General features: G+C 58.0%; 17 protein-coding genes and 1 pseudogene. 10 read left to right on the forward strand and 8 right to left on the reverse strand.

The genetic code is table 11. From position 1 onward, the window contains the following. Positions 1–21 precede the first annotated feature (21 nt). From pcaG to M5B96_RS09580, 4 genes are all read right to left on the reverse strand, one after another. Positions 22–624, reverse strand: coding sequence for a protocatechuate 3,4-dioxygenase subunit alpha (pcaG, locus tag M5B96_RS09565; protein ID WP_248796431.1), 603 nt, complete (start codon positions 622–624; stop codon positions 22–24). A gap of 12 nt (positions 625–636) precedes the next feature. After that, a complete protein-coding gene (gene pcaH / locus M5B96_RS09570; RefSeq protein WP_248796432.1) occupies positions 637–1,356 on the reverse strand; it encodes a protocatechuate 3,4-dioxygenase subunit beta in 720 nt (239 codons plus the stop codon). 116 nt (positions 1,357–1,472) lie between these two features. Then, positions 1,473–2,402: a pca operon transcription factor PcaQ gene (gene pcaQ, locus M5B96_RS09575; protein WP_248796433.1), complete on the reverse strand. Its 930-nt coding sequence runs from the start codon at positions 2,400–2,402 to the stop codon at positions 1,473–1,475. A gap of 32 nt (positions 2,403–2,434) precedes the next feature. Further along, positions 2,435–3,304 (reverse strand): helix-turn-helix domain-containing protein, encoded by an 870-nt coding sequence (locus M5B96_RS09580; protein ID WP_248796434.1) that lies wholly within the window; start codon positions 3,302–3,304, stop codon positions 2,435–2,437. A 154-nt stretch (positions 3,305–3,458) separates the two neighbouring features. On the opposite strand from M5B96_RS09580, the gene pobA reads away from it, so the two are divergent. Continuing rightward, on the forward strand, positions 3,459–4,643 hold the full coding sequence (gene pobA / locus M5B96_RS09585; protein ID WP_248796435.1) for a 4-hydroxybenzoate 3-monooxygenase: 1,185 nt from the start codon (positions 3,459–3,461) through the stop codon (positions 4,641–4,643). A gap of 215 nt (positions 4,644–4,858) precedes the next feature. Here the strand turns inward: pobA and M5B96_RS09595 are convergent, their stop codons facing one another. Continuing rightward, the gene (locus M5B96_RS09595) at positions 4,859–5,758 is read right to left on the reverse strand and encodes a LysR family transcriptional regulator (RefSeq protein WP_248796436.1); all 900 of its coding nucleotides are present in this window, start codon (positions 5,756–5,758) and stop codon (positions 4,859–4,861) included. 109 nt (positions 5,759–5,867) lie between these two features. Here M5B96_RS09595 and M5B96_RS09600 point away from each other — a divergent pair, with 109 nt between their 5' ends. Genes M5B96_RS09600 through M5B96_RS09615 form a run of 4 tightly spaced genes read left to right on the forward strand, consistent with a single transcriptional unit; the run spans position 5,868 to position 8,442 of the window. After that, entirely contained in the window at positions 5,868–6,497 is a 630-nt protein-coding gene (locus M5B96_RS09600; RefSeq protein WP_248796437.1) for an NADPH-dependent F420 reductase, read from the forward strand. Positions 6,498–6,516: 19 nt separating this feature from the next. Continuing rightward, positions 6,517–7,359: a DODA-type extradiol aromatic ring-opening family dioxygenase gene (locus tag M5B96_RS09605; RefSeq protein ID WP_248796438.1), complete on the forward strand. Its 843-nt coding sequence runs from the start codon at positions 6,517–6,519 to the stop codon at positions 7,357–7,359. Next, positions 7,352–8,023: an alpha/beta hydrolase gene (locus tag M5B96_RS09610; RefSeq protein WP_248796439.1), complete on the forward strand. Its 672-nt coding sequence runs from the start codon at positions 7,352–7,354 to the stop codon at positions 8,021–8,023. The genes M5B96_RS09605 and M5B96_RS09610 overlap by 8 nt, the downstream gene beginning before the upstream one ends. A gap of 17 nt (positions 8,024–8,040) precedes the next feature. Beyond that, the gene (locus M5B96_RS09615; RefSeq protein WP_248796440.1) at positions 8,041–8,442 is read left to right on the forward strand and encodes a DoxX family protein; all 402 of its coding nucleotides are present in this window, start codon (positions 8,041–8,043) and stop codon (positions 8,440–8,442) included. Positions 8,443–8,590: 148 nt separating this feature from the next. Here M5B96_RS09615 and M5B96_RS09620 read toward each other — a convergent pair whose 3' ends face one another. Further along, entirely contained in the window at positions 8,591–9,502 is a 912-nt protein-coding gene (locus tag M5B96_RS09620) for a LysR family transcriptional regulator (RefSeq protein ID WP_248796441.1), read from the reverse strand. Positions 9,503–9,679: 177 nt separating this feature from the next. On the opposite strand from M5B96_RS09620, the gene M5B96_RS09625 reads away from it, so the two are divergent. The 4 genes from M5B96_RS09625 (at position 9,680) to M5B96_RS09640 (ending at position 13,300) form a co-directional block, all read left to right on the forward strand. Beyond that, positions 9,680–10,519, forward strand: coding sequence for a pirin family protein (locus M5B96_RS09625; protein ID WP_248796442.1), 840 nt, complete (start codon positions 9,680–9,682; stop codon positions 10,517–10,519). A gap of 70 nt (positions 10,520–10,589) precedes the next feature. Further along, a complete protein-coding gene (locus M5B96_RS09630; protein WP_248796443.1) occupies positions 10,590–11,669 on the forward strand; it encodes an alkene reductase in 1,080 nt (359 codons plus the stop codon). Between the two features lie 91 nt (positions 11,670–11,760). Beyond that, positions 11,761–12,885: an alkene reductase gene (locus tag M5B96_RS09635; RefSeq protein ID WP_248796444.1), complete on the forward strand. Its 1,125-nt coding sequence runs from the start codon at positions 11,761–11,763 to the stop codon at positions 12,883–12,885. Positions 12,886–12,937: 52 nt separating this feature from the next. After that, the gene (locus M5B96_RS09640; protein ID WP_248796445.1) at positions 12,938–13,300 is read left to right on the forward strand and encodes an ArsR/SmtB family transcription factor; all 363 of its coding nucleotides are present in this window, start codon (positions 12,938–12,940) and stop codon (positions 13,298–13,300) included. Between the two features lie 634 nt (positions 13,301–13,934). On the opposite strand, the gene M5B96_RS09650 is transcribed toward M5B96_RS09640, so the two are convergent. Then, the gene (locus M5B96_RS09650) at positions 13,935–14,450 is read right to left on the reverse strand and encodes a hypothetical protein (RefSeq protein WP_248796446.1); all 516 of its coding nucleotides are present in this window, start codon (positions 14,448–14,450) and stop codon (positions 13,935–13,937) included. Positions 14,451–14,921: 471 nt separating this feature from the next. On the opposite strand from M5B96_RS09650, the pseudogene M5B96_RS09655 reads away from it, so the two are divergent. Beyond that, positions 14,922–15,023 (forward strand): annotated as a pseudogene (locus M5B96_RS09655) (DUF159 family protein); the annotation flags it as partial. A gap of 82 nt (positions 15,024–15,105) precedes the next feature. On the opposite strand, the gene M5B96_RS09660 reads toward M5B96_RS09655, so the two are convergent. Then, positions 15,106–16,416 (reverse strand): cation:dicarboxylate symporter family transporter, encoded by a 1,311-nt coding sequence (locus tag M5B96_RS09660; RefSeq protein ID WP_248796447.1) that lies wholly within the window; start codon positions 16,414–16,416, stop codon positions 15,106–15,108. Between the last annotated feature and the right edge of the window lie 50 nt (positions 16,417–16,466).

Here is a 16,466-nt window from a genome sequence, read left to right on the forward strand (position 1 = left end):
AACTGCACGCAAGCCACAACCTCAGAAGTCGAAGAACACCGTTTCCGCTTCGCCTTGGACATGAATGTCGAAACGATAGGCCAGCTTGCCGTCGACCGTGCAACGTCTGGCAATCAGGGTTTCACGGCGTTGCGGCTGTTCGATCAGATTCAATACCGGATCGAGCGCATTGGCCTGGGCCTCGTCGTCGAAGTACAGGCGGGTCTGCAAGTGGATATTGATGCCCCGGGCAAACAGCGAAACGTTGATATGGGCCGCCATGGGTACTCCCGCGGCATTCTTCAGCGTGCCGGGCTTGATGGTTTTCAGCGTCCACTCGCCGACATCCGTGGTCGCGGTGCGGCCAAAGCTGTTGAAGGGCTTTTCCAGGTTGTAATCGCTTTCATAGACACCTTCGTGGTTGGCCTGCCAGAACTCCAGGAACGAATCACGAATCAGATGGCCATTACCGTCGTAAACATGACCCAGCAACAGGATATGCTCGCCCGGCGCACCGGGTTTGGCCATCTCGCTCCAGATTTCCTGCTCGCGCGGCGGGTTGCCGGCAGCCTCCAGCGCCAGGCCGATATGCACATAGGGACCAGCGGTTTGCGAAGGGGTTTCAGGCAGAAGTTGAACGGGCATGCGCGTGCCTCCTCAGCGGTTTTCGAAGTGGGTCTTGCGCTGGCCGCGCAGAACGATATCAAAGCGATAAGCCAGGCAATCCATCGGATTGGCCATGCTCATATCGAGCCGGGCGATCAGGCTCTGCACCGCTTCCGGATTGGCGATCGACTTGACGATCGGGCACATCGGGATAAGCGGGTCGCCTTCGAAATACAGCTGGGTGATCAAGCGCGTGGCAATCGACGGGCCGCTGATGGAGAAGTGGATATGCGCCGGACGCCAGTCGTTGGGACCATTGCGCCAGGGGTACGGACCGGGTTTGACCGTACGGAAACTGTAATGACCGTCACGGTCGGTCAGGGCCCGGCCGACGCCACCGAAATTCGGGTCGATGGGCGCCAGGTAGCTGTCTTTCTTGTGCCGGTAGCGGCCACCGGCATTGGCTTGCCACATCTCCACCAGGGTATGCGGGACCGGCTTGCCGTACTGGTCACAGACCCGCCCGGCGACGATGATGCGCTCGCCGATCGGCAAGCCGCCATTGTTGAAGTTCAACAGCAGATCGTTATCGTGCTGGTTCATCTTCAGATGGGAGAAATCCGGGCCGCTGGTTTCCGACAGCGACTGGGGAATGCTCACCAGGGCCTGACGCGGCGAACGCAGGATCGAAGTCTTGTAGTCAGGCGTCAGGGCTTTGGGGTGCCAATTTCGGTCACGAATGACGAAGCGGCTGTTGTCCGCATCAGACATGTCGGGCTCCTTATTGTTAGAGGTAAAAGCTGCTTGGATAGCAGTCTGTCCCCCAGTCTCCCTTGATAGTGCCCCCGCCAAAACTGAAAAAACCAACCTTATCCATATCCAAATGGTTATGGATAACGACCCTCGCGATATTCCAGCCCTACTTCGCGCAATACCTCCACACACCATTGCGCCGCCAGTGGCATCGGCAACGCCGGATTGCTGCACAGCCCCACCGAACCACCCGGTTCGCGCATCCCCAGGTCCAGCTCTACCAGCTCACCCCGGCTCAGGTCCTGCCTGACCGCGTCGAAAGGCGCGACCCAGATCGCCTGGCTGCATTGCACGTAACGCCGGCTCAGGGTCAATGACAGGGTTTCCAGACGCTGACGCGGCGGGCTGATGCCGTGCTGCACAAACAGGCTGTCGGCGAACTGGCGAATCGTCGTCCCCGCCAACGGCAACACCAACGGGTAGTCTTCGAGGTTTTTATGCGCCAGCGGATCGGCCAACAGCGGATGGCCGCTGCGCACCACCAGGGTCATGGATTCGCTGTACAGATGCTCGAATGCCAGCCCGAGGATCTGCGGGCTGTCGGTCATGCGTCCGACCACCAGGTCCAGCTCGCCGACCCGCAGCCGCGACAACAGGTATGCGCTCGGCCCGGTCACCACGCTGACCACCAGTGCGGGATGGCGGGCATGCAACCGGCAGACGACCTCGGGCACCAGCACGCTTTCGACGGTCGACAACACGCCGAGTCTCGCGGTGACCGGCTCGTGTTCGCCGGAACGCAGGCTATTGACCCCTTCGCGCAGCGCCTGGACGCTGGGACCGGCGTAACGCAGAAAGGCCACCCCGGCCTCGGTCAGCGCCGCGCCGCTTTTACTGCGCACGAACAAGCTCGCGGCAAGCAGGGTTTCCAGCTCCTTGAGGGTCTTGGACAGCGCCGGCTGGCTGATCGCCAGTTTGTCCGATGCACGCGCCAGGCTGCCCTGGCGCGCCACTTCGAGAAAACACAGCAGATGACGGAATTTGATTCGGGTATCGATATTCACCGCGGTTCACTGCCTTCGAGGTCTGGCATCCGCTAACGCTGGATACGGAATTGTTTCGGTGATTGCCCCGTACCGCGCTTGAAAAAGCGCGAGAAGTAGGCCGGTTCGGAAAAGCCCAGGCTGTCCGACACCTGGTTGATGGTCATGGCGGTGTAGACCAGATCGCGCTTGGCTTCCAGCAGCAGTCGCTGGTTGATCATCTGCAATGCCGATTGCCCGCAGAGGCGTCGGCACAGGGCATTGAGGTGAGCCGCGCTGATCCCCAGCGTCGCCGCATAGTGCTCGATCGGCAGATGCTCGCGAAAACGCAGTTCCAGTGCCCGGGTGAACGCCTGCAAATGCTCGCGGCCGCGCTCAAGCGGCAAAGCGTCCGGCGGTGAGCGCTCCAGGCTGCGGCGACTGAGCCAGATCGACAGCACCGTGATCAATGATTGCAGCATCGGATCACGACCGGGCTGGTGTTCGCCGTACTCCCGGGTGATGGCTGAAAACAGCGTGTCCAGATACGGATGCGCGGAGCCGATCGGGTAACAGGCCGCCGTGGTCAATACCGGACTGCCGAGGGAAGCACCAAGCTGTTCGGCCAGGGGCTGCGCCAGGCTGAGCACGTGGCCTTGAATATCCTCGGAGAACTTGAAGGTGTGCACGCACAGCGCCGGCACGACTTGCAGCGCGGCAGAATCGATGTGGTGGATCTCGTCTTCGACTTTCAGCGTCGCCTGCCCTGCCTGCACGTAGAGAAGCTGCACCAGGTCGCTGTGCCGGTGCGGTTTGATTTCCCAACCATGCAGTTTGCTGCGCTCGGGGATCGACTCGCAATGGATCAAGTCAGGGGTCGGCCAGGCACCGGTCTCGCCGTAGAGCTTGAACACCGGAACAGATGCAGCGAATGATTTCGACATGTCCCTCCCCTTGCGACGACCCACGAAAAGTCCATGGAATACGTCGGATATTGCCTTCATATCCTGGCTTTAGCCACTAAAAATACAGGAGACAAAAACAACAGTGCCCGACAAGGCCTCATGCCTTCAGCGGTACCAGACAGGACTACCCTCCATGAAAACCCAAGTCGCTATCATCGGCTGCGGCCCCTCCGGCCTTCTGCTCGGTCAACTGCTGCACCGCGCAGGCATCGACAACATCATCGTCGAACGCAAGAATCCCGCATACATCCTCTCGCGCATTCGGGCTGGCGTGCTGGAACAAGGCATGGTCGAGCTGTTGCGCGAAGCCGGTGTCAGCGCGCGCATGGATGCCGAAGGCCTGGTGCACGACGGCTTCGAACTGGCCTTCGACGGACGCAGTGAACGCATCGACCTCAAGGGACTGACCGAGGGCAGGACGGTCATGGTCTACGGCCAGACCGAAGTCACCCGTGACTTGATGGACGCCCGTGCCGCCGTGGGCGCAATGACTGTTTACGATGCCGAGAATGTGCAGCCCCACGGCATGCAGAGCGACAGTCCTTACCTGACCTTCGAGCGCAATGGCGAGAGCGTCCGCCTGGACTGTGACTACATTGCCGGCTGCGACGGCTTTCACGGTGTATCCCGACAATCGATACCGGCAGAGACGTTGAAGATTTTTGAACGGGTCTACCCCTTTGGCTGGTTGGGTATCCTGGCCGATACCCCGCCGGTCAGCCATGAACTGATCTACTCCAACCATGAGCGTGGCTTCGCCCTGTGCAGCATGCGCTCGCCGACGCGTACCCGTTATTACGTGCAAGTGGGTGCCGAGGAAAAGGTCGAGGACTGGTCGGACGAACGTTTCTGGGAGGAGCTCAAACGCCGCTTGCCGACCACTATCGCCGCGCAAGTGGTCACCGGTCCCTCGATTGAAAAGAGCATCGCGCCCTTGCGCAGCTTTGTCGTCGAGCCCATGCAATATGGTCGCCTGTTCCTGCTCGGCGATGCGGCCCACATCGTTCCACCTACCGGCGCCAAAGGCCTGAACCTGGCGGCGAGCGATGTCAGCACGCTGTACCGGATCCTGCTCAAGGTTTATCGCGAAGGTCGCACGGACTTGCTGGAGAAGTACTCGCAAATCTGCCTGCGCCGGGTCTGGAAAGCCGAACGTTTCTCCTGGTGGATGACCTCGATCCTCCACCGCTTTCCCGAGACTGACGCCTTCAGCCAGCGTATCCAGAAAAGCGAGCTCGATTACTTCACAAGCTCGGCCGCCGGACGCAAGACGATTGCGGAAAATTATGTCGGGCTGCCGTATGAGGCTATCGAATAACTGAATTGTCCCCACTCTTTGTGCATCGTTCGGCGGAATGCAAAAACGAAAGAACCCACCAGAAGCTGCCAAATCAATACGGGCATCCGGCCGAATGATCAGGTCCAGGTCAATGACGACCTCCCCTCGTTCAAGCCGAATATCCGAGAAGCGAACGACTCGGATCGCAAAAGATTCGCGGTGACACTCGTATCCGGCGCTTGGGTGAACGCCGACTACTGCTCCCATCGCGGGTGGGCAAATCGCTCGGCCAGAAAATTGATCAGCACCCGGACCTTGGTCGCCAGGTGTTTGCGTGTGGGATAGACCACGTAGATGCCCAGTTCGACCGACTGGTACTCAGGCAGGATCTCCACCAGGTCCCCCGCCCGCAAATCCTCGGCCACCATAAAGCTGGGCTGCAAGGCAATACCGCCCCCTGCCAAGGCAATGCTGCGACAGGTATCGCCATTGTTGCAGCGAACAATGGAACGGGTGCGCACACTTTCGCTGCCGTCAGGGCCCTGGAACTGCCATTCGTTGCCGCTGGCGAAGTGGGTGTAGGCAATCACGCCGTGTTCTGTCAGGTCAGACAAAGTGCGCACCTCCGGGTGACTTGCCAGGTATTCGGGTGAAGCGCACAAGCACATCCGCGTGCCCGCCAGACGACGCCCGACCAGCGAAGAGTTTTCCATGCGGGCAATGCGAACAGCCGCATCGAATCCCTCCTCCACCAGATCCACCAATCGATCATTCAAGCTGATGTCCAACTCGATATTGGGGTAGGCCTTCATGAAGTCGCCCCAGATCGGCGCCAGATGCAGCACCCCGAAGCTGACCGGTGCATTCACTCTCAAAACACCACTGGGCTCCGGTGCGGTGGACGATACGGCCTCCTCGGCCTGATCCATGAGCGCCAGTACCTCACGCGCCTGGTGGTAAAACTGCCGCCCCTCCTCCGTCAGTGAAAGCCGCCGGGTCGTGCGCTGCAGAAGTCGCACACCCAGGCGTTCTTCAAGACCGCTCACATAGCGCGAGATGGCCGCCTTGGACATCGCCAACAGTTCGGCCGCGCCTACGAAGCTGCCTTTATCGACGACGCTGCAGAAGACCTGCATCTCCAATGCTCTGTCCATGATTGTCTCGATAAGTGGAACGGTTTATCACATTCGACCTTATTTATCTCGAATTCACAACCTATAAACTGAGCCCATCGAAACGCACATCAAGGCAAATGAGGTCGCTATGAAAATTACCGTAGTGGGTACCGGCAACATGGGTTCGGCGTTCGCAAAACAACTGTCCAGTGTCGGCCATATCGTTCGTATCACCGGACGCGACATCGACAAGGCCAAGGCCCTGGCCGCTCAGTTTGACAATGTCAGCGCCTACCCGGCTGCCGAGGCACTGGGTGACAGCGACGTCGTTGTCGTTGCAACCGCCTATGACGACGCCGTCAAAGCCCTGCAAAGCCTGGGCGATCTGGGGGGCAAGGTGGTTATCGATATCACCAACCCACTGAGCGCCGATTACATGTCGCTGACCATCGGTCACGTGACCAGCGCCAGCGAGGAAATTGCCAAAGCGGTGCCGCAAGCCCATGTCGTAAAAGCGTTCAATACCCTGTTCGCCCAAGTGCTTGCCGACGGCCCGTTTTTCGCCAATGACCAGCGCGGCAGTGTATTTGTCGCCAGCGACAGCGAGCGCGCCAAACAGACCGCGATTGCCTTGGCGCAGAGCCTGGGTTGGAACACGGTCGACGCGGGCGCACTGGTCAATGCCCGTTACCTGGAGCCATTGGCAGGTTTGAATATCTTCCTCGGCTACGGCGCCGGCCTGGGCACTTCCATCGCCCCTGCCTGGCTGGGCAAGTAATCGTTGGGGAGCATTCACCATGAACACCTCGTTCCCGCTGTTGTTTGTGTCTCATGGTGCTCCGATGTTTGCTATCGAGCCCGGCCTGGCGGGTCAACGCCTGGCCGAGCTCGGTCGCGAACTGCCGCGACCTGATGCCATCGTCATCCTCTCGCCGCACTGGATGACCCGCGGCGAGGTCAGCGTCACGGCGAGCACCGCCCCTGAAACCCTGCACGACTTCGGTGGTTTTCCCGAGGCGTTGTACCAGTTGCGCTATCCCGCACCGGGCGCTCCGACCCTGGCCGCGCATATCGTGGATCTGCTGCAGAATGCGGGATGGAAGTCCCGGCTTGACGCCCGCCGCGGTCTGGACCATGGCGCGTGGGTGCCGCTGCTGCACCTGGCCCCTGAGGCGGACATTCCAGTTGTTCAGGTATCGATGCCTGCCAGTCTCGATACCCACCAGGCCTGGAAGTTCGGCCAAGCCCTCAAGCCGCTACGGGATATGAACGTGCTGATCGTGGCTTCCGGAAGCCTGACCCATAACTTGTATGAGTTTCGGGGGGCGGCCACCCACGGTGCCGATTACGTGAAAGCGTTTGCAGCCTGGACAGCCCAAACCCTGCAAGCGGGCAACACCGATGTCCTGCTGGACTATAAGCAGCACGCACCTTCAGCCGAACGTGCCCACCCGACCGATGAGCATTTCTTACCGCTGCTCATCGCCCTCGGCGCGGCCGGCGAACACTTTGAGACTCGTGTCCTGGAAGGTGGCGTGAGCTACGGCGTACTGGCGATGGACAGCTACCTGTTTTCTTCGAACAACCCGGTTGGATTCGACTCCACCCACCTCAGCCAAGGCGTTGCAGATCATGCATGACACCTCTTTTACCGCAGCCGTTCGCGAGCCGAAAACGGGCCTGATTTTCCGCAAAGGGTGCGGTAGTGCTGCACCCAAGGGGCGCCTGCTCCTGCTGCATGGCGTCGGTTCAAATGAAGCGAATCTCGCGTCATTGGCCGCGTCCCTGCCCGAGGAACTGGAAGTCATTCTGCTCCGCGGCCCGCTGCAGGTTGGCCCACAAGGCTTCGCCTGGTACCAGGTGAACTTCACCAGCAACGGCCCTTCATTCAATCAAGAACAGGCAGAGGCCGCCCGGCAACAATTGCAGCACTTCATCGAAGCGCTGCCCACGCTACCTACCGTGATCGCCGGCTTCAGCCAGGGCGGCATCATGAGCGCGAGCCTCGGGGTCACCGAGCCCGAGCTGGTTGCCGGATTTGCAATATTGAGCGGCCGGATGCTGCGCGAACTTGATCCTCGGATTGCTTCGGCCGATCGACTCCAGTCCATCAACGCTTTCATCGCCCATGGTCACCAGGACAACGTACTACCAGTGGCCTGGGCGAAAGAAGCGGACGACTGGCTGACTCGAATCGGCGTCGCCCACGAAACACATCTCTACGACATGGCCCACGAGATCGTCGCTGAAGAACTGGCGGATTTCTCGAAATGGCTGACCAACACACTGCCACTCTCCAAATAAACACAAGGAACCGCATCATGATCGACTCACGTACCGCTCCATACGCCGCCTTCGTCATGCGCTTGGCCCTCGGCATCATGTTCATTGCCCACGGCCTGACCAAAGTCCTGGTGTTTACCCCGGCAGGTACCGCGGGCTTTTTTGAATCGATTGGCTTCCCGGGCTTCCTGGCGTACCCGGTCATGGCCTTTGAAGTGATCGGCGGTTTGATGCTGGTGCTGGGTGTCTATGCGCGCTGGGTGGCGGCTCTGGCGGTGATTCAGCTGTTCGTTGCCGCGACCGTCCACTTCGGCAATGGCTGGAGCTTCACCAACGCCCATGGCGGTTGGGAATATCCGGTCTACCTGTCCGTGACAGCACTGGTCGTGGCGTTGCTGGGTGACGGTGCCTTTGCGGTGAAGGCATCCAACAAGGCGTAAATCACTGCAGACTCACAGCCTGACGACGCTCCGGAAGACTCTGGGGCAATCTCATACCACTGTGAACTCAACGCTGGCTGGGAGGTAGGCACTTCCTATTTTCCAGCCAGCGCTTGGCTGGATAAGCGACGGCCCGGAGGTACAACCGTTACACATTCGCCGGGAATTTCTGCTCTTTCAGTTTCTCCAACACCAACTCGATGAATGCAGACACAGCCAGGGGCAAATGTTTCCGACTGGGGTAAAGCACATGCAGACCATATCCAGTGCGATAGTGCTGCGGGAGCACGGACACCAATCGGCCAGCCTGGAGATCGATATTGATTATGGCCGGCGGCAGCAACGCAATACCCAACCCAGCCAAAGTGGCCTTACGCAAAGCTTGAGCAGTGTTGCCATTGAACCGGCTGGTAATCTGGATATCTTCCTCAACACCGTCGGGCCCCATAAGACGCCACGTTGTGATTCCGCTGGGATGTGCAAAACTCACGCAGTCGTGATTTTCCAAATCCTGTAGCGTGACAGGCACACCGCGTTTACTGAGGTAACCAGGACTGGCTACCAACCCTTCATTGCCTGCTCCAAGCAGTTGACGACCGACATATCCCGAGTCCTGCAAAATGCCGCCTCGAAATGCAATGTCGATCCGTTCAGCGATCAAATCAGCCCTCGCATCACTCAGCACAAAATCCAGTCGCACTTGGGGGTGCTTGGCTAGAAAATCAGCCACCCACTCCATGGGGAAGAAGTCGAAAAAATCCGCCATCGCCGCAATGCGCACAGTGCCACGTGGTTCCTGGCTATCGGTCATCAAGTGCTCTCCGGCATCCAGCAGGCCCTCTACCGCGCCAGAACACCGCTCATGAAACATCGCCCCAGAATGGGTAAGTGTGAGTTTTCGCGTCGAGCGCTGTAGCAGCCGTGTGCCGAGCTGAGCCTCAAGTTGTTGAACCCGCCGGCTCAAGGTGTTGGACGGCATGCCAAGCTGCCGTGCCGCCTCGGCAAAGCTGCCGTGGCGCACCACTTGTACAAACAAAGCGACGTCATTCAGGTCAAACATCTGATCCACACCACTTCGTTAAATGGATTGGTCCAACCCAATTATGCCATCTAATCAAGCAATCAGTAGTCGCTTATCTTTCCGACATGGCTGCTGTTAGCCCTCAACAGCTCCCCCGAGAAAAGGACATCGCACTCCATGGCTACGGTGGGCACTCAACATTCCGAGAGAAAACATATGAACGCCACCGTCGCTATTCAGCAACGCGCCATCGTCCATCGCACCAAGGGGAACACCCATGGCCCGATAACGCGGCTTATGAGCCCGGGCGACTTGGGCGAGCTTCTGAAGCCTTTCATTTTCCTTGATATTTTCAGTATGAACGCCAGTCGCGGCAAGTCGAGTTTCGGCATGCACCCGCACTCCGGGATCGCAACCGTTACCTTCATGAGCGAAGGCGAAGTTGCCTACGAAGACACCACGGGGGCGACAGGTGTGTTGCTTGCCGGAGGTCTCGAGTGGATGCGCGCCGGCAACGGTGTCTGGCACGACGCGACGATGCTCAGCGAGGCCTCGATGCAGGGTTTCCAGCTCTGGGTGGCTCTGCCGCCGTCGCTGGAAAACGCCCCTCCACTGAGCACCTATCTTGCGCCCTCCCAAGTACCACAAACCGGCCCCGCCCGCGTGCTGCTGGGGCGATATGGTGACGCGCAAAGCTTGATTGAAGCACCGAGTGACATGAACTATCTCGCCGTTAATTTGAAGGACGGCGAGCACTGGCAGTACTCCCCGCCCTCCGGTCACACCGTTGCCTGGCTCGCGGTCAATGCAGGACGCCTGGATGCAGGAGGCTTGGTCAATGCCGGCGAACTCGCCATTTTCGAAGAAACCGAGCAACACATCGACTTCTCGGCACAAGGCGACTGCTCGTTCGTCATGGGCTCAGCGGTGAAGCATCCGCACGATCTGGTGACAGGGTACTACTCGGTGCACACGAGCGAGGCGGCTTTGGCGCAGGGCGAATCCGGAATACAGCGGATTGGCGCACGCCTGCGGCAGCAAGGACGACTTAACTAGCGGCGGCTGCAGCCCGGGCAAGAAACGTTTCGACCATCACGACTCACATTCCAGACCTACGAGAAACATCATGACCACGAGCAATCTAAACCTGCTTACGTCCCCTGCACAAATCGGCACCCTATCCCTGAAAAACCACATGGTCATGGCGCCGCTGACGCGAAGCCGGGCCGGTGAAGGCGATGCGCCAACACCCACCGTGGTCGAGTATTACCGGCAACGTGCCGGCGCCGGCCTTATCATCACCGAGGGTTCACAAGTCTCGGCGCAAGGCAAAGGGTATATGAGGACGCCGGGCATTTTTACCACCGAGCAAATCGAGGGTTGGAAACAGGTGACCGACGCGGTTCATGCAGAAGGTGGACGGATCTTCCTGCAACTCTGGCATGTCGGACGCCTGTCCCACCCCCTGGTACAGCTCAATAACGAGCTACCGGTAGCACCTTCAGCGATCAAGGCTGATGGCGAGATTTACACACCCGAGGGACTGAAGCCTTACGAATTGCCACGGGCCCTGAATCTGGATGAGATTCCTGGTGTGGTCGCTGACTTTCGTCAAGGTGCTGAAAACGCGAAACGTGCGGGATTCGACGGCGTGGAAATCCACGGTGCAAACGGTTACTTGATCGACCAGTTTCTGCGCGATGGCACCAATACCCGAACCGACTCCTATGGCGGTTCTGCAGAAAACCGCACTCGGTTTCTCAAGGAGGTCGTGGAGTCGGTCATCGAAGTATTCGGGGCCAGCCGCGTGGGCGTTCGCCTGTCGCCGATATTCAATTACTTCTCCATGAGCGACAGCGATCCCCAAGCGACTTTCAACTGTGCGGCGAAGATGCTCAGCCGCTATGGGTTGGCCTACATTCACGTCGTGGAGCTTGGCGCTGGACCGTTCGATTTCAAAGACCTGAAGCGTTGCTTCGGCGGCAGCTACATCGCCAATGGTGGCTACGACGCGGAGCGCGCTGAAAAGGCGCTCAATTCGGGTGATGCGGATCTGGTGTCGTTTGGCACCGCGTTCCTGGCCAACCCAGACTTGGTAGAGCGATTCCAGCGTGGAGTAGCCCTGAACGAAGCCGATCCAGCAACGTTCTACCAAGGTGAAGAGCGCGGTTACACGGACTATCCGACCCTGGCGCAATCCCGATAGTATCGGCGGACGAGGACTATGGGAAACAAACACATTAACGCATTCGAATGTGTTAATGTGTATTTTTCCTACTGAAATCCGTGAGTGAAGAATGACTGATTTGAGCCTGTTTCAACCGCTGGCACTGGGTGGCCTGAAGCTTAGAAATCTGATTGCGCTGCCGCCTCTTACCTGCTCCAGAAGCTCTCAGCCAGGCAATGTGCCCAACGATTTGATGGCAACCTATTACACACAGCGAGCCACAGCCGGCTTCATGGTTACTGAAGGAACCCAGATTGAACCGAGGGGACAGGGCTATGCCTGGACACCAGGCATTCATAGCGAAGCGCAGGTAGAAGGTTGGCGTAAGGTCACGGAGGCGGTTCATGCGCAAGGCGGGGTCATCTTCTGCCAGCTGTGGCATGTGGGTCGCGTCTCCCACACCAGCCTGCAACCGAACAACCAGCCACCCGTTGCGCCTTCTGCCATCCGCGCCAGTGCAGTCAAGGTTTTTATCGAAACGGGTCCGGAGACAGGAGCACTCGCAGACCCGAGTGAGCCGGTCGAGCTAACCACTCCACAGGTCAGGGAGCTGGTCGAGTTCTATCACCTAGCCGCAATAAACGCGAAGAAAGCCGGCTTCGATGGCGTCGAACTGCATTGCGCCAATGGTTATCTGGTGAATCAGTTCATTTCCGAACACACCAACCAACGTACCGATGAATACGGTGGATCGCTGGATAACCGCCTGAGGTTCCTGCGCGAAGTGTGCGAAGCCACCATCCGCGTATTCGGTGGCGAGCGTGTAGGCGTGCGTTTTGCGCCACTGTTCGAGTCGACGGACGAAGAACGGGTCTATTTGGGCCTGGTCGAACAGGATCCCCACCAGACCTATGTCCAGGCCGCCAAGATGCTCGATGAGTTGGGGATCGGCTACCTGTCGATTGCCGAGGCTGACTGGGACAACAGTCCTGACCTGCCAGTGTCGTTCCGCGAAGCCCTGCGAGAAGCGTTCTCTGCTCCCATCATGTATTCAGGCCGCTATACCGAAGCCAAAGCGCAAGACATCCTGGCAAAAGGTTATGGGGACTTGTTCGGATTCGGCCGCACATTCATCGCCAACCCGGATCTGCCCCACCGCCTCAGAAATGGCCTGGCTTTGAACCCGGTCGACGCCGCAACGCTTTATGGCGGCGGCGAACAGGGCTACGTCGACTATCCGTTCAGCAAACTATAAAATAGTTCGTTTATGGCGGGGTACGCCCCGCCTGCCGAGGAACGCCGCCCTGATGATGGATTTGAACGAGACGCTCAAAATACTCTCCAGTCCGATGCGAAGGATGGTTTTGACTTGGCTCAAAGACCCACAAGCGTCTTTCCAGGGCTACAGCCAGATTTACGATTTTTCCGTCTACGGTGTCTGCGCCAGTCACATTCAGGACAAGGCCGGGCTATCACAGCCCGCCACATCGCTTTGCTTGAAGGCCCTCAGCGATCACGGCCTCGTGGTAGCCACCAAGGTCGGCAAGTGGACCTATTACAAGCGCCAGGAACAGCAATTGGCGGCGACCCTGACTGACCTGCTCCACGAACTAGAGGTGGACGCTGGCCTACTCCAGATGATTTCGCCGACCTCCGACACGGTGGCATAGCTTTCAGGTCGACCAGACAATTCTCGATCCCATAGCGCCCTCCCCCCCTTGGGTCAAAATTGCACCAGCACCAACAGCTGCAGACAGAAACCAAATCACCGTCGCCATCTTTCAGCCTTCGAAAGCCAGCGGGCGGCGGGATCAACGATCTGTTTTTTGCGCACGGCGCTCGCCCAGAATCGCCAGGACGCGCTGGATCTGTTCTACCTGACCGAGCAGCGAAGGCCGCAACGGACAAAGAAGAGTCGACAGGGAGTATTCGTGAGACCAGGGAGCAGCTCGGGCATACGACTGTAGGCATGACAGAGCAATACATCCGAAGGCGACGAGGCGCCAAGGTCACGCCGACGAAATGAGCGAATTGCGGACAAGATTTTCTGATTGCGGAAAAAACAAAAGGGCCTGCCGACTGAAAAGCCTGACAAGCCCTTGATATAGATGGTGCCGAAGCCGGAATCGAACCAGCACCGAAGCGGGGCAGATGGCCTCCGCCAGAGGCTTGCCGACCTGCGACCACAACCAAAAGCGATTGCCTAAGCACAAGACTCAGCTCGAGGACTTGACCATGTACCACACCGTAGAACCTGGGACGACCGCGAGGCCCTGACTCTTGGACCCCGCGGTGAGAGATCAACTATGAAAGAACAATTATAGTTGGTCCAGTAGGCGTATCTATCGACTCGATAGGCCCTAAGGTAAGCGAGACAAGGGCCAGGCTATTCGTGAAGGTCTCCGTGCTCTGCCCGTTGTTCGTCGTGGCAACCCACTGGATTTTGGAGTATCCGGTAATATTAGGCATACAGCTGGCCGTTCCATTAGGAGGAATGGGACCATTACAAGTGAAATCCATTTTCTTTAGTAGTGGGTCCGTAAGATTGGGGCCCTTCCAGCGCACGGTCGCGAGCAGGGCCTGAAGAACGCTATCGACCACGTCATCGAGTGTCACAACGAAATTCGCCGAAATGAGAGTGAACTCCGTATTATTTGTCAACATCAGATTGGCTGGGTAGTCCGAACGCTCATTCTTGCTGAGCGACAATGCATTGGGTAGTTCCAAGGTTACCACGATACCGCTCTGCTCGAAGAGGGTGAAGACTTGAGCTGGTCCTTGCTCTAAGTTAGTGATTTCTTTTCTGGCTAATTCAGACATTTTAATTTCCTTATTTCCGTATGTACTGAAGTTCTAAAATAGAACTTCTCCCTGTTTCGCGAATCCAACCCTTGGACACGCCCCTTCATTAAAGATTGACAACCCCCCTCTGTCAATATCTATAAGTAGCACCCCGAATGACTCACCGACCAACTTTTATTCGCCATTAATAACAATATTTTTATCGCCAAAAATTATAATAACTAGAACATCAACAACTCTCACTTAATTGCCAAGCACCTGAACTTAAAGTAAAAATCAAGAAGGACTGATCTTGCTCTACGGTGATAATTTCGAACACACACCGACAAGCCAAGGACGCAGCCCTCATGAGCCAAAGAATGCACTGTCAGTTGTGCACCCAGCTTGCGGTCAATTTTTTGTAGAGGATTTCGACAGACGGAGAGGCGCCTATGGCGTGGACGACTTTCACAGTACGGCGGCATTCACGACTTCGTTGCAGCGCCGAGCATGCCCAATGTCCTGGCCAACGCCATAGGTGATCAGCCGCTTGAGCGGTACAAGGTCGCGCCGTCGACTCAGGTGGCTCTGCTCCACCTCGAAGGCGACATGTGAACAACGGGTGATCCCTTGCAAGTACAAGGGATGCCCGGCTACCAGTTCATGATGACCATCAGTTCAAGGTGGCAGCCAATCAGTGACCTTCACTGCTATAGACACAATGTTCCGTTGGGGTAAGCGCCTGCGAGGAAGCATCGACCGACTCACTCCTGCTTTCAAGACCTCTCTCCCAGCGAGCGATCACCACGGGGGCCAGCGCGTTCCCGAGTACGTTCAGGGTGGTAGTCCCCATATCCATGATTCGGTAGACACCGGCGATGAACGCAATGCCCTCCAGCGGCAATCCCGCGCTGGCCAGGGTCGCGGAGAGAATCACGAACATGAATCCCGGCACGCCTGCCGCGCCCTTGGAGGTCAGGACCATGGTGATCACCAATACGGCTTGCTGAGACAGACTCAGTTCTATCCCATAGAGCTGGGCGACAAACAGCGTCCCTATGCCGAGGAATAAAGACGCCCCATCGAGGTTGAACGAGTACCCGACCGGTACGACGAAAGACACTATCTCGCGTGGCACGCCAAACTTCTCCAGCTTGACCATGAGCTGCGGCATCACAGCCGCAGAGCTGGCACTGGAAAATGCCAGGACCAGTTCATCCTTGATGTGCCGGATCAAGCCGGAAATCGAGATGCCCGCCATCCGCGCAATGCTTCCCAGCACCAGCGCGGCAAACAGGACAATCGCGATGTAGGCGACCACTATCAGCTTTGCCAACGGCAGCAGGGAGGAGAAACCGAAGTTGGCGACAGTCACGGCAATCATGCCGAACACCCCGATGGGGGAATAAGCCATCACCATCGACGTCACCCGGAACATGGCATCGCTCAGCCCTTTGAAAACGGCCAGCACTGGTGCTTTACGCTCATCAGACAGACCGGAGAGCCCGAGGCCAAACATGACAGCAAAGAACAGTACCGGCAGCAGATTGCCCTTGGCCATTGCGTCGACAATGTTATCCGGGACGATGCCCAGCAGCAGGGCTACGATACTCTGATGTCCGTTGCCGGCAGGCAATGCGATATTGGCCGCCTTGAGGCTGTGCAGATCAGTGCCCGCTCCCGGCTGCAGCAGATTCCCGATCACCAGTCCGATAATGATCGCTGTGGTGGTCACGGCGAAGAAGTACAAGAGGGTTTTGACTCCCATCCGACCTAGCGCCTTGCGATCACCATGACCGGCGATCCCCACCACCATGCAACAGAACACGATGGGAATGACGATCATCTTCATTAGTTTGATGAACAGGTCTCCGGCGGGTTGCAGCACATTTTCCGTGAGCCAGGGACGCATCTCGGGCGCATGGTTGAGGACTACGCCGACAGCAATGCCGACGACCAAGCCGATCAGAATCTGAACGACCAGAGGAATACGAGGTTTATGCATGTCCGTCTCACAGGTGATGTCAGTGGCAGGATCTTGTTTTCAAAGGGGAG

Source organism: Pseudomonas sp. MWU13-2105 (assembly GCF_023242315.1).
Lineage (GTDB): Bacteria > Pseudomonadota > Gammaproteobacteria > Pseudomonadales > Pseudomonadaceae > Aquipseudomonas.

Coding starts and splice junctions, on each gene's coding strand:
- pcaG (WP_248796431.1), bottom strand. CDS start 624: ATGCCCGTTCAACTTCTGCCTGAAACCCCTTCGCAAACCGCTGGTCCC.
- pcaH (WP_248796432.1), bottom strand. CDS start 1,356: ATGTCTGATGCGGACAACAGCCGCTTCGTCATTCGTGACCGAAATTGG.
- M5B96_RS09580 (WP_248796434.1), bottom strand. CDS start 3,304: ATGTCGAAATCATTCGCTGCATCTGTTCCGGTGTTCAAGCTCTACGGC.
- pobA (WP_248796435.1), top strand. CDS start 3,459: ATGAAAACCCAAGTCGCTATCATCGGCTGCGGCCCCTCCGGCCTTCTG.
- M5B96_RS09595 (WP_248796436.1), bottom strand. CDS start 5,758: ATGGACAGAGCATTGGAGATGCAGGTCTTCTGCAGCGTCGTCGATAAA.
- M5B96_RS09600 (WP_248796437.1), top strand. CDS start 5,868: ATGAAAATTACCGTAGTGGGTACCGGCAACATGGGTTCGGCGTTCGCA.
- M5B96_RS09605 (WP_248796438.1), top strand. CDS start 6,517: ATGAACACCTCGTTCCCGCTGTTGTTTGTGTCTCATGGTGCTCCGATG.
- M5B96_RS09610 (WP_248796439.1), top strand. CDS start 7,352: ATGCATGACACCTCTTTTACCGCAGCCGTTCGCGAGCCGAAAACGGGC.
- M5B96_RS09615 (WP_248796440.1), top strand. CDS start 8,041: ATGATCGACTCACGTACCGCTCCATACGCCGCCTTCGTCATGCGCTTG.
- M5B96_RS09620 (WP_248796441.1), bottom strand. CDS start 9,502: ATGTTTGACCTGAATGACGTCGCTTTGTTTGTACAAGTGGTGCGCCAC.
- M5B96_RS09625 (WP_248796442.1), top strand. CDS start 9,680: ATGAACGCCACCGTCGCTATTCAGCAACGCGCCATCGTCCATCGCACC.
- M5B96_RS09630 (WP_248796443.1), top strand. CDS start 10,590: ATGACCACGAGCAATCTAAACCTGCTTACGTCCCCTGCACAAATCGGC.
- M5B96_RS09635 (WP_248796444.1), top strand. CDS start 11,761: ATGACTGATTTGAGCCTGTTTCAACCGCTGGCACTGGGTGGCCTGAAG.
- M5B96_RS09640 (WP_248796445.1), top strand. CDS start 12,938: ATGATGGATTTGAACGAGACGCTCAAAATACTCTCCAGTCCGATGCGA.
- M5B96_RS09650 (WP_248796446.1), bottom strand. CDS start 14,450: ATGTCTGAATTAGCCAGAAAAGAAATCACTAACTTAGAGCAAGGACCA.
- M5B96_RS09660 (WP_248796447.1), bottom strand. CDS start 16,416: ATGCATAAACCTCGTATTCCTCTGGTCGTTCAGATTCTGATCGGCTTG.